The organism is Pseudovibrio sp. POLY-S9 (assembly GCF_001431305.1).
In the GTDB taxonomy this organism is placed as follows: domain Bacteria; phylum Pseudomonadota; class Alphaproteobacteria; order Rhizobiales; family Stappiaceae; genus Pseudovibrio.
On the sequence record NZ_LCWX01000122.1, the window covers coordinates 98,409 to 109,641 of the forward strand.

Here is an 11,233-nt window from a genome sequence, read left to right on the forward strand (position 1 = left end):
CCCGCCGTATGCTGCCAATTGGCGCAATTGATGTGGGAGAAAAGCTCGGCCTGCCTGATCTGCCCGCTTTGCCAATCATGCTGCATACAAGAGTTCGCAGCGGAAAACCGAACGAAGCGGTCACCGCACTCACCACTGCCCTCAAAAGCGCAGTGCCGGACTAAGCCTCGTTCAATTACCGCGCGATGGTGATTGGCTTGCTGTTGCTTGCCAGTTGGCCTTCCCAGCGGTTCCATTCTCTCATGCGCATACTGCCTTTGGCGCGGGAGAAGTTGTCAAACAAAACAAGCTCTTGCCCTTTCATGCGCCAGTTGGACACAAAGAACAGATCCCCATCCATGCAGTGATTGAACTTGGCAGAGTAGCCATCATCCTTAGGTTCTGTACCGAGTGTCAGCTCACAGACACGCTCATCAGAGGTCAGATAAACGGTCCAGCCGCCAACCATATCCTTCACCTGCACAATAGGCTGCGAACTGCGTTCCTCTTTCTTTCCAAGAGCTGCAGCTGCAACCACACCAGCCAGAAACGCCGTCGCAGTACCTGGATCAACAGTCGCCTGAGCTGAACTGCTTGTCGTCTTTGTGACAACAGTGCCATCCGCCTTAGTTTCCATATTACTTTGTGTGGTCTGTTCCTGCGCGACAACACTCTGGCTGGAAGCAGCATTGGCAGGCGGTTGCGCACCAGGTGTAGGCGCAGCATAGGGTCCAGCACCTCCTCCGGCACTTTGACAACCTGCAAGCGCCAGCAAACTCCCGACAACAATAAACCTCTTCATTTCATTCCCCCCAAAGAATACGCCCTAAATCTTTGTAATCTATCGTCTTGTCAGTTTCCCAGGCGAACAAGACCAAGCGCAGGGGCCCCACCCTCTTGCGCCTCCTCCCAGCGGCCATTCCCGCTTTCATGAAAGGATGCGATCACTTCATTTCTGTGATCGAACAGAACCAGAGCGTCCTGCCTCACACTCCACGCCCATACATTTGGCGTACCGGAACACACAGAACTTGCTGCATAATTTCCACCAAACTGTGCTGTTTTCAGTTGGAGTGCGCACGGGTTTTGCCCCTCACCGCGCATTACAGACCATTTGCCTGCAAGCACAACAACAGTTGCCAGATCTTCAGCCGTTTTCTGAGCACTCACAACGGTCGGTTTTGCGTTAGATTTTTTAACCGCCGCCTCAGTGAGATCAGGAGCGTCGCCGACATAGTTCGGCACACAGCCTGCCACTGCAAAACCTATTGAAATAATGAAGGTTTTGAACCGCATGAATACCCCTGATCATGCACAGACAAGCACTCAAACGCCCCACACTTGCTGCCTGCACCCACTCCACCAATTTTCCCAATATAGAAAAATTGAATTAAATTGATAATTTAACCTAGTAAATCTGAAGGTGATTTGAACAGGGCTAACTCTGAAGTATTCACTATTAAAGTGAGTTCCTCATACGCATCACAGCAGTCAACACTATGAATACATACTACATTTCAGATAATTACAAAGAGGGTGCAGCACTATACTGCGAACAGGCTGTCACCCTTCTCAGACAGGGCCACAGAAAGCATCTTCCTGAGGCAATCACGCCTCCGAGTTCTCGCGCTTTGAGCTCTCCAGATACCCTGCCAGCTGAGCCAGAGAAGCCTGCCAGCCTCCGCGCGTTGCTTCAATCATGTCCGCGCCGACCATCGACGTCACCTGTATGGTCACGCGAAGCTCGGTAGCACCTCCTTGTTCTTCCATGACAACAGCGATCAAAGAGACGCTCAACAGCATATCACTGGTTGAAACCAGCTCTGTAAACAGCAAGCAATCCGGAGCTCTGATATCATGATAGCGTGTCTCAACGCGAAACCGTAAATCGCCCTTTTGGCCGCACTGATGAATATCTAGGCCACCAACGCGAAAATCATTTTCAAGAAACTCAATAACTTCATCATCGGAAGGCACTCCCCACACCATCCGGGCTTTCGGCTCTTCCCATGCTGAGAACACATCCGCAGCAGATGCCTCCAGTACAGCACTGATCTCTATCGTATCTTGGGTAATCATCTGGCTCACAGCCCCTTTATGCCCTTGCGTAAGCAATAACCAATCCTACAAGCTTTTCTCAAAAGGGAAACCCGGTTCAAGAGTAAAGATAGGCGAAAATGAGCTTCGGTGAACGCAAGTACGCGCTAGGGGAAGTTGCACAGGACTGAAAGGCGGATCACCCTTCCTGGACAGGGCGACAAAAGGATCCGGATTCCTGGATTGCCTCAAGAGGTACCAGATTCAGCATGTACTGGTCGGCTTCCACACCTGAGTGACCAAGCGCAACAAATTGATAGACACCATCCAGCCAGCATCCATCCTGCACAAACTCAGGCAGCTCGTAAAAGTCCAGGGAGCGCACTGCGTCCTGCGGGTCATTGTCATCAACCAGCCATTCGATAACCAGTGGCGTAGACTGCCCAGTACTGGTCTTGATCTGGGTAAGCTCCTCACGCAAAGCAGAACAATACTGTTCATCCAGATTGCCCAGCTTCACCCTTAGATGCCCCATCAGACCATGATAGGCAGGTGGTGGAGCGGTGACACTGTAAGCAAACGGCCTCGCCTCTTCGCCGGCAGGCACGTCAACAGGCATTGCAGTCACCTCCCAACGCGGGACAGGCGTCTTGCCATCCCCTGCTTTACAAAGTGGCAGGTCAACCTGCTGGGCCGCCTCTACGGAGCCAACCCCAAAAACTGAAAAGACAATCACACATACCCATAATCTCATATGGTCCTAGTTCCCTAATGGTGTCGCAAATTCAGAAAGCTGTAGCGCCCAAAGCGCGGTTAAACGGTTGTAGCATTCCATGCCCAGAACGGGAGCAAGTGTTCCCTTCGGATTCATGGCATACGGAATATTGCAGGTGTTGTTGCGAAAGGCCTTCCAGTTCCGACCAGCTTCAACAAGCGCAGTCTTGGTGGGCTTGTTCTCATTCCGCCTCAACTCTTTCTCAGAATTCAAAATCATCTTTTCCCAAAGGGCTGTCTCGCGCGAGTAGCATTCCCGCATACCCATGCTGGTCTGGTCCTGCAACTTCATGGCGCAATGTTCAAAGACCTTTCCAATGCACTGAACTCTGTCGTTGAACACAAGCCCCCCTTTTCGCAGGCACTCATGAAACTCCTTGATTTCTTCGGGTCGCGGCGTGTTAGGCCCTTGCGCGGCAGCAACGCCGGAAGAACAAAGAAATGCAATCAACACCAAACATCGAATGATCATTGGGCACCTTCAATAAACAAGGCGCCAGTGTACGCGCGGAACCTTAAGCCAGAAGTAGCCAATAAGAACAGAGCGCATTCAACCTTAACGACGCTCTTCCAACCTCCCTAAACTCCAACAAAAAAGGGTCCCGGAGCATCGCCCCGGAACCCTCACAAAACCTGAATGAACTCAGGCTTTAAATCTTAGCGGTAACCGTAGGAACCGTCTTTCCACTCGTACCAAACGTAACCTGGCAGAGACACATCGCCCTTCTCGTTGAAGGACAGCTCACCAAGAACGGTGTCGAACTTGCCAGCGTTCAGCTTCTCTACAACTGCATCATAGTCGGTAGAACCAGCTTCAGCCGCAGCTTTCGCCCATGTCTGGATCGCAGCATAGGTGTAAAGAGCGTAACCTTCAGTGGTTTTGCCAGCAGCTTCAAGAGCAGCCACAACAGCAGCAGCTTCAGCGTTATTACGTGGGTCCGGCGGGAAGGTCATCAGTGTGCCTTCACCAGCTGGGCCAGTGATGGACCAATACTCATCAGTCACAAGAGCATCACCGGAAACCAGAATGGTGTCCATGCCCTGATCAACCATCTGACGCTTCATCAGACCAGCTTCAGTGTGGTAACCACCAACGTAAAGAACGTCGACTTTTTCAGACTTCAACTTGGAAACCAGCGCGGTGTAATCTTTTTCACCAGCGGTATAAGCTTCATAAAGCGCTTCCTGCTTACCAGCAGCGTTCATCACAGCCTTAGTCGCGTCAGCAAGACCTTTACCGTAAGCAGTCTTGTCGTGGATCACAGCAATGTTCTGACCACCGAACTCAGTCGCAAGCGTCGTACCGGCAACTCTGCCCTGCTGGTCATCACGACCACACACACGGTAAGTACCAGGTCCTGGACGCTCGTCAGTGTACTTCGGGTTGGTGGATGCTGGAGTGATCTGGATGATACCCTCTTCAGCATATACCTGAGAAGCTGGGATGGAAGAACCGGAGCAGAAGTGACCAGCCATGAAGGCTACGTTCTTACCAACCATCTGGTTGGCAACAGCAACAGCCTGCTTAGGGTCACATGCATCATCGCCAACTTCCAAAACAAGCATCTCGCCGTTCACACCGCCAGCAGCATTGATGTCAGCAACAGCCTGTTCAGCACCAGCTTTCATCTGCGCACCAAACGATGCGTACTGACCAGTCATTGGGCCTGCAGTAGCAATAGTGATTTCAGCCATAGCTGCGCCAGAGATTGCCATAGCAGCAACACCGGCAACGCTTGCCAAAAGATACTTTTTCATAAAAAACTCCCCGAGTCAGGTGCATTTCTCAATTGAAATTGAGCGGGAAACGCAATCGTCTCCCACCAGAGCAGGCAAACCCCTCGCCTGCTCAATGCTTCCGACAATGAGACCTCTCCGTACTCATCATCTGGATGCCTAGCCAGTCACCAGTGTGACCCAGAACTGACCGAATGCGCAACAATTATCTAAGTAATTTTGCGAATTAGTAATTATCTTGCTGGCCCGGCTTCAGCTTCCAGCCAAACGGACCTGTTTTGTCATAAAGCCAGCTGTACTGCGTCACCATCTGCTTGGTGCGTGTCATGCGATAACTCGCCAGCGCAATACCGATGAGAATGGCGTAATCCACCACAAGGTACTGAATGGAAAGCAGAGGCTCTTCAAACAACGCAAACGACAAGAATCGCATGGCCAATGACAACAGGAAGATGAACCAGAACAGGATCGGCAACGGCCGCCACGTGGTCGCAATAGAGCGCCCCGTCGCAGCAGCAGCCAGACCGCCTAAAACAACAACCAGCATAATAAAGGCAGGCATCGAGCTGCCGTAAAGAATACCCATCTCTTCGCCTCCTTAGTGCGCGCCGCCTTCAAGATAAGCTGCCTTCACCTCTTCACGAGACAAAAGCTCCTTACCAGTGCCGGTCATGGTGATTGTGCCGTTGACCATCACGTATCCCCGATGAGCCAGCTTGAGTGCGTGATACGCATTCTGCTCAACAAGGAACACGGTCAGACCATCGGCCCGGTTCAGCTCACGGATCGCATCAAAAATCTGCGACACGATGATCGGAGCCAGCCCCAGAGACGGTTCATCCAGCAGCAAAAGACGCGGACGGCTCATCAAGGCACGGGCAATCGCCAGCATCTGCTGTTCTCCGCCCGACAAAGTCCCGCCGCGCTGCTGCTGGCGTTCTTTCAAACGCGGAAACAGCTCAAACGCACGGCGCAGATCTTCCTCAAAATGCTCATTCCCGGCAACCATACCGCCCATCATCAGGTTCTCTAAAACCGTCATGCGTGGGAAGATACGGCGACCTTCTGGTGACTGAGCAATACCGGTGCGCATAATCTCGTAGGTTGGCTTGTAAGTGATGTCCTCACCGCAATACGTCACAGACCCGTTACGAGCCTGCGGCGTGCCGCAAACGGTCATCATCAGAGTAGACTTCCCTGCACCGTTCGCACCAATCAGCGTCACGATCTCACCTTCATACACATCAAGATCAACACCATGCAGTGCCTGAATCTTGCCGTAGAAGGTTTTAACTCCGCGAATGCTCAGGAGTGGTTGTTGAGCGTTCATGCTATGCCCACCTCCTCTTCAACCTGATCGACTTCATCATCCTCAACCCCCAGATACGCCGCGATCACATGCGGATCGTTTTTGACGAACTCAGGAGAGCCATCAGAAATCTTCACGCCGTAATCCAGCACCACAACGTGGTCGGAGATTTCCATAACAACAGACATGTCGTGCTCAATCAGAACAACCGAAGTGTCATGCTCTTTGCGGATGTATTGAAGCAGATTGTTCAGCTCCAGACTTTCTTTCGGGTTCAAACCAGCAGCTGGTTCGTCCAGACAAAGAAGTTCAGGGCCGGTACACATGGCACGGGCAATCTCCAACCGGCGCTGATCGCCGTAGGAAAGATCAGCCGCAGGTGCATCCGCACGATCAATCAGGTCAATGCGCTCCAGCCAGTACTTGGCAGTTTCAATCGCGTCCACATTGGACTTTTTGTAACCACCAAGCCCCAGCAGACCACCAATGGTCCAGTTGGAAGCAACCATCAGCGGATTGTGCTGTGCCACCATCAGGTTTTCCAGAATAGTCATACCGCCAAACAGACGGATGTTCTGGAACGTACGGGCAACTTTCGCGTCCGCCGTAATTTTGAAGTCTGCCATCCGTTCCAAAAGGTGCTTTTCACCATTGGAGCGGTTCATGACAAGACGGCCTTCAGTCGGCTTATAAAAACCGGTGATGCAGTTAAACACTGTGGTTTTACCCGCACCATTTGGCCCGATCAGCGCAGTAATGTCACCACGCCCAATATTGAAGCTCAGGTCGTTGATCGCCGTCAATCCGCCGAAGCGCATGGTCAGGTGCTCAACCTTCAGAACAGGGTTGTTGTCCCAGGTGCTCATCCGTGGCCCTCCTGAACGAGATCGGCAGAGATGCCCTTAGCGTTTCTGGAAAGCGCCACACTTGGCGTTCTGCTTGAGATCAATCCACGCGGTTTCCAAACCATGATAACCACCATGATCATACCGAAGACAAGCATGCGGTATTCTTCAAACTCGCGGAAGAATTCAAAGCCACCGATCATCACAATTGCTGCAATCACCACGCCAATCTGTGAGCCAAGACCACCCAAAACCACAATCGCAAGAATGATCGCAGATTCAAGGAAGGTGAAACTCTCAGGAGAGATGAAGCCCTGACGCGTTGCAAAGAAAGACCCTGCAAAGCCGGCGAACATCGCACCAAGAGCAAAGGCTGTCAGTTTGGTATTCGTTGTGTTGATACCAAGAGCCCGGCAGGCAATCTCATCTTCACGCAATGCTTCCCATGCACGACCAATCGGCATCCGGCGCAAACGCATGGTCACGAAGTTCGTGAACAAGGCCATCGCAAAGATGAGGTAGTACAGGAAGATGATGCGGTGAATACTGCTGTAATCCAGACCAAAGAAGCTCGCAAATCCGCCTTCACCACGGGTAAATTCCAACCCGAAGAAGCTTGGACGCGGAATTCCGGAAAGACCATCTGGTCCGCCTGTAAACTGATACCAGTTCAGCAGCACAACACGAATGATCTCACCAAACGCAAGCGTCACAATGGCAAGGTAGTCACCTCGAAGCCTCAAAACCGGGAAACCGAGAATGACACCCCAGAACGCTGCCAGAATACCGGCAAGCGGCAGGCAGAGCCAGAAGGAAAAGCCAAAGTAATGCGCGAGCAATGCATAGGAGTAAGCTCCAACCGCATAAAACGCCACATAGCCCAGATCCAGCAATCCAGCCAGACCAACCACAATGTTCAGGCCCCAGCCCAACATCACATAGGTCATCACCAAAATAGCAAGGTCGATATATTGACGCGACCCACGGGCACCGAGCCAGAACATCAACGCAAATGGAAGCGCAACAGCCAAAACGACCAGGCCATATTTAAGCACATTAGAGGAGCCTCCTCCCAATCCACCTTTTGGCAATAGGCCAGAGAGGTTGAGAGACGGCGGGTCTTCCCGTTTCCAGAAGAAGATGTTCATGGCGAGACGGCCAGCGAACACAACAAGTACTGCAACTGCAACCGCTAACCAGCGGTGTTCTAGAAACAGCTCCGCGCCGCGGCCTGACGCCACATCAACGCGCAAACCAACCATGACACAGGCAAGCGCGAACGTAATAACCGCAGCACCCAAACTGTCTTTTACACTTGCAACAAGCAAGCTGTCTTTTTTTCTTGCTTGCATCAGACCTTCTCCACCTCAGGTTGGCCGAGAAGTCCTTCCGGCATAAAGATCAGAACAATCGCCAGGATCGAAAACGCGGCAACATCTTTGTACTCAACGGAGAAGTAGCCAGACCAGAACGTCTCGATAAGCCCGATCAGCAATCCACCCAGCATTGCACCCGGCAGCGATCCGATTCCTCCCAGAACCGCAGCGGTAAAGGCCTTCACACCAGCCAGGAAGCCGATGTAAAAATCTACCACACCGTAATACAGCAGGAACATCAGACCTGCGACCGAAGCTAGAGACGCACCCATCACAAAGGTAAGAGAGATTGTGCGGTCAACATTCACACCCAGCAAGGACGCCATCTTCCGGTCCTGCTCACAAGCACGCTGAGAGCGGCCCAGATTGGTGTTGTTGATGAGATAAGTGAAGCCACCCATCAAAATGACCGTCGTCACAACAATCAAGATCTGGATGTAAGACAGGTTTACGATAAAGCCAGAACCATCTGCACCACCATCAGTCAGCTGAAAGCTGCCGGAAAAGAGAGGTTGCAATGGCTTATTCTTGGCACCTTGAGAAACCTGCACGAAGTTCTGAAGAGCAATTGATGCACCAATTGCAGTAATCAGCGGTGCAAGACGGAATGATCCGCGCAAAGGCCGATAGGCAATGCGCTCTACTGTCCACCCCCAAACAGCAGTCAAAGCCATGGCCACAACAAGAACGAGGGCCAGAGCCAAAATCAAAAGAAGCACCGGTGTAGCGGCTGTAATGCCAAGTGCAACAATTAGAATAAGTGCAACGAAAGATCCGACCATGAAGATATCGCCATGGGCGAAGTTAATCATGCCGATAATGCCATAGACCATTGTATAGCCAATGGCGATGAGACCATAAATGGACCCCAGCGTCACACCATTGATAAGTTGTTGGAGAAAGTAATCCATGTTTTATTTTGTTCCCCGCATGAGATCAGCTTTTAGTTGCTGTCCAGTCTGAATGCCTCCGAATTCAGACCCCAAATATTTTATGGTAAGCCGACCTGTAAGTATATTACCCATACTTATAAGTCCGTATTTTGGAATTTTCCTATTCTTTATACGCGTCAGGCGCATTTTTATTTCATACAATCCAAAATCTGGACTTATTCCTACTCCCGACAATCCACTAGGACAGTCTCTGAGACCAGAGCACCACAACCCATACGTGAATTTTCCTCATCCGTAGAAAGCCTCTTCCCTATTCTGTAATATATCACAGCTATTGTATACTGACCATATCCGGACAAAAACTGCAAGATGGTACCCAGGATTTTTTGAAGATTTCCAATTTGCCCGCGCGTGAAGACCTTGTTGGGCCTTCAATTTTCAATGAAAATTCCGGAACAGCAAAATGTGCGCCTAAAACTAGAATATAGCCTCTGGTATATTAATCAGTTTTTCGCAGTAGAACTAGCTTTTCTCAGCAAATGGCTATAACTACTCTATTTCAAATACCTGTCGTTTTTGGGCGACTGAAAAGTACTAATGAATATTGTACAGTGTGAAACACAGATCATACCTGTGGGAATATCTTGGAACGAACTGGATGACGACAGCTTTAACCATGGCGCCAACTGAAAATACGAATAAAAGTCTCGCCTCGCATGAATTTAGAGAGGCAATGAGTCGTTTAGGCGCTTCCGTTCATTTGCTGGCCAGTGCTGGCCCTGCAGGGCGCATTGGCGCAACCGTTTCATCTGTGTGTTCTGTCTCAGACGATCCCGCCACCTTGCTTGTCTGCCTCAACCGCAGCGCAAAGGTGAATCAGATCGTAAAAGACAACGGCGTGTTCTGTATCAACACACTCATTCATGATCATACAGACTTGTCGAACGTCTTCGCTGGCCAGGGTGACCTGCCAATGGAAGAGCGCTTCGCAAAAGGAAGCTGGGGCACCCTGGCAACAGGAAGTCCTGTTCTGGAAAGTGCACGTGTCAGTTTCGATTGCCATATCAAAGAAGTAACAGAAGTCGGCACCCATTCAGTTCTATTTGGTGAAGTGGTCGCTGCACGTCTGGGTGAATTTGCACCCGCTCTGATCTACCTCGACCGAAATTACCATTCAGTCTAAGGGTGTTCCCTATTCCAGTTTTCGGAATAGATTTATCTTGAAACAGGGACTTCGGACATATCTTTGCCCGAAAGGGCCTACAGATTTTCAAACCAAGATATGCATAAAGACAATTAGTTAGAGTGCCCTGCGTTTTTTTCATCGCTAAGGCGCTTCCTGTACGTTTTAATAATAAATTAGGGAAACACCATGTCCCCAACACCGCGCAACCTGATCACCGATGTTCCGGGATTGAAGGTCGGCAACGCTCATTGCGAAAAGACCAAATCAGGTGTCACCGTTCTCATTCCCGACGAGCAAGCCGTTGCCTCCGTCGCCATCATGGGCGGAGCCCCCGGCACACGTGACGTTGCCTTGCTGGAGCCGGAGCAAACCGTCAATGCCATTGACGCGCTCGTCTTGTCAGGCGGCTCAGCATTCGGACTGGATGCAGGCAGCGGTGCACAGGTTCGACTGGCAGAGCTCGGCAAAGGTTTCAGTGTTGGCAGTGCTGTCATTCCAATTACCCCCACAGCCATTCTATTCGACCTTCTCAACGGAGGGGATAAATCGTGGGGCAGAAATCCAATCTATCGTGAAATGGGTATCGAGGCCGTCGACAATGCAGCCGACGAATTCGAACTCGGCACTGCAGGCGCAGGCTTCGGAGCAACCACCGCTGATCTGAAAGGCGGACTGGGCTCAGCCTCCCTCGCACTCCCCCGCGGCGGCACCGTCGGCGCGCTAATCGCCGTCAACGCACTGGGCCGCACCACAATTGGCGACACGCCCTACTTCTGGGCAGCTCCAAGCGAACAGCACGAAGAATTCGGCGGATTGGGCTGGCCAACCGAAATGCCTGGCATGGACCGCACCGTGCAAACCAAGTTCACGCTTGGCACAATCGACTTATCCCCGAACACAAACACCACCATCGGTGTTGTCGCAACGGACCTGATCCTGACCAAGTCAGAAGCCAAACGCATTGCCACAGCCGCCCACGACGGCTACGCCCGCGCCCTCTGGCCAGCACACACACCAATGGACGGCGACCTGCTCTTCGTGATTTCTACCTGCAAACGAAAAATGCAGGAACCAATGGTTGAATTGCTGGAACTGGG

At 51.4% G+C, this 11,233-nt stretch carries 13 protein-coding genes; 2 read left to right on the forward strand and 11 right to left on the reverse strand.

Going from position 1 to position 11,233, the window contains the following annotated elements:
• Window positions 1–175 precede the first annotated feature (175 nt).
• The 11 genes from PPL9_RS09985 to PPL9_RS10035 all read right to left on the reverse strand — a co-directional run bounded on the left by PPL9_RS09985 (window position 176) and on the right by PPL9_RS10035 (window position 8,968).
• Window positions 176–781: an AprI/Inh family metalloprotease inhibitor gene (locus PPL9_RS09985; protein WP_057462554.1), complete on the reverse strand. Its 606-nt coding sequence runs from the start codon at window positions 779–781 to the stop codon at window positions 176–178.
• Window positions 782–831: 50 nt separating this feature from the next.
• On the reverse strand, window positions 832–1,275 hold the full coding sequence (locus PPL9_RS09990; protein WP_057462555.1) for an AprI/Inh family metalloprotease inhibitor: 444 nt from the start codon (window positions 1,273–1,275) through the stop codon (window positions 832–834).
• Window positions 1,276–1,587: 312 nt separating this feature from the next.
• Entirely contained in the window at window positions 1,588–2,058 is a 471-nt protein-coding gene (locus tag PPL9_RS09995; RefSeq protein WP_152986653.1) for an SRPBCC family protein, read from the reverse strand.
• A 157-nt stretch (window positions 2,059–2,215) separates the two neighbouring features.
• Entirely contained in the window at window positions 2,216–2,770 is a 555-nt protein-coding gene (locus tag PPL9_RS10000; RefSeq protein ID WP_057462556.1) for a hypothetical protein, read from the reverse strand.
• A gap of 6 nt (window positions 2,771–2,776) precedes the next feature.
• Window positions 2,777–3,262 carry a lysozyme inhibitor LprI family protein gene (locus tag PPL9_RS10005; RefSeq protein ID WP_057462557.1) on the reverse strand — a complete coding sequence of 162 codons (486 nt, stop codon included), beginning with the start codon at window positions 3,260–3,262 and terminating at the stop codon, window positions 2,777–2,779.
• Window positions 3,263–3,447: 185 nt separating this feature from the next.
• Window positions 3,448–4,548, reverse strand: a complete 1,101-nt coding sequence (locus tag PPL9_RS10010) for a branched-chain amino acid ABC transporter substrate-binding protein (protein WP_057462558.1) — start codon at window positions 4,546–4,548, stop codon at window positions 3,448–3,450.
• A gap of 205 nt (window positions 4,549–4,753) precedes the next feature.
• A complete protein-coding gene (locus PPL9_RS10015; RefSeq protein WP_057462559.1) occupies window positions 4,754–5,113 on the reverse strand; it encodes a DUF6867 family protein in 360 nt (119 codons plus the stop codon).
• Between the two features lie 12 nt (window positions 5,114–5,125).
• Window positions 5,126–5,857, reverse strand: coding sequence for an ABC transporter ATP-binding protein (locus PPL9_RS10020; RefSeq protein ID WP_057462560.1), 732 nt, complete (start codon window positions 5,855–5,857; stop codon window positions 5,126–5,128).
• Window positions 5,854–6,702, reverse strand: coding sequence for an ABC transporter ATP-binding protein (locus PPL9_RS10025; protein WP_057462561.1), 849 nt, complete (start codon window positions 6,700–6,702; stop codon window positions 5,854–5,856). The genes PPL9_RS10020 and PPL9_RS10025 overlap by 4 nt, the downstream gene beginning before the upstream one ends.
• Window positions 6,699–8,033 carry a high-affinity branched-chain amino acid ABC transporter permease LivM gene (gene livM, locus PPL9_RS10030; RefSeq protein ID WP_057462562.1) on the reverse strand — a complete coding sequence of 445 codons (1,335 nt, stop codon included), beginning with the start codon at window positions 8,031–8,033 and terminating at the stop codon, window positions 6,699–6,701. Before livM ends, PPL9_RS10025 begins: the two co-directional genes overlap by 4 nt.
• Window positions 8,033–8,968 (reverse strand): branched-chain amino acid ABC transporter permease, encoded by a 936-nt coding sequence (locus PPL9_RS10035; RefSeq protein WP_057462563.1) that lies wholly within the window; start codon window positions 8,966–8,968, stop codon window positions 8,033–8,035. The genes livM and PPL9_RS10035 overlap by 1 nt, the downstream gene beginning before the upstream one ends.
• Window positions 8,969–9,626: 658 nt before the next feature.
• Between PPL9_RS10035 and PPL9_RS10040 the strand changes: the two genes are divergently transcribed.
• Both PPL9_RS10040 and PPL9_RS10045 read left to right on the forward strand, forming a co-directional pair.
• Window positions 9,627–10,133, forward strand: a complete 507-nt coding sequence (locus PPL9_RS10040) for a flavin reductase (protein ID WP_057462681.1) — start codon at window positions 9,627–9,629, stop codon at window positions 10,131–10,133.
• Between the two features lie 189 nt (window positions 10,134–10,322).
• Window positions 10,323–11,233: P1 family peptidase (locus PPL9_RS10045; protein ID WP_057462682.1), on the forward strand; the 911-nt coding region annotated here is incomplete at its 3' end.

Coding starts and splice junctions, on each gene's coding strand:
- PPL9_RS09985 (WP_057462554.1), bottom strand. CDS start 781: ATGAAGAGGTTTATTGTTGTCGGGAGTTTGCTGGCGCTTGCAGGTTGT.
- PPL9_RS09990 (WP_057462555.1), bottom strand. CDS start 1,275: ATGCGGTTCAAAACCTTCATTATTTCAATAGGTTTTGCAGTGGCAGGC.
- PPL9_RS09995 (WP_152986653.1), bottom strand. CDS start 2,058: ATGATTACCCAAGATACGATAGAGATCAGTGCTGTACTGGAGGCATCT.
- PPL9_RS10000 (WP_057462556.1), bottom strand. CDS start 2,770: ATGAGATTATGGGTATGTGTGATTGTCTTTTCAGTTTTTGGGGTTGGC.
- PPL9_RS10005 (WP_057462557.1), bottom strand. CDS start 3,262: ATGATCATTCGATGTTTGGTGTTGATTGCATTTCTTTGTTCTTCCGGC.
- PPL9_RS10010 (WP_057462558.1), bottom strand. CDS start 4,548: ATGAAAAAGTATCTTTTGGCAAGCGTTGCCGGTGTTGCTGCTATGGCA.
- PPL9_RS10015 (WP_057462559.1), bottom strand. CDS start 5,113: ATGGGTATTCTTTACGGCAGCTCGATGCCTGCCTTTATTATGCTGGTT.
- PPL9_RS10020 (WP_057462560.1), bottom strand. CDS start 5,857: ATGAACGCTCAACAACCACTCCTGAGCATTCGCGGAGTTAAAACCTTC.
- PPL9_RS10025 (WP_057462561.1), bottom strand. CDS start 6,702: ATGAGCACCTGGGACAACAACCCTGTTCTGAAGGTTGAGCACCTGACC.
- livM (WP_057462562.1), bottom strand. CDS start 8,033: ATGCAAGCAAGAAAAAAAGACAGCTTGCTTGTTGCAAGTGTAAAAGAC.
- PPL9_RS10035 (WP_057462563.1), bottom strand. CDS start 8,968: ATGGATTACTTTCTCCAACAACTTATCAATGGTGTGACGCTGGGGTCC.
- PPL9_RS10040 (WP_057462681.1), top strand. CDS start 9,627: ATGGCGCCAACTGAAAATACGAATAAAAGTCTCGCCTCGCATGAATTT.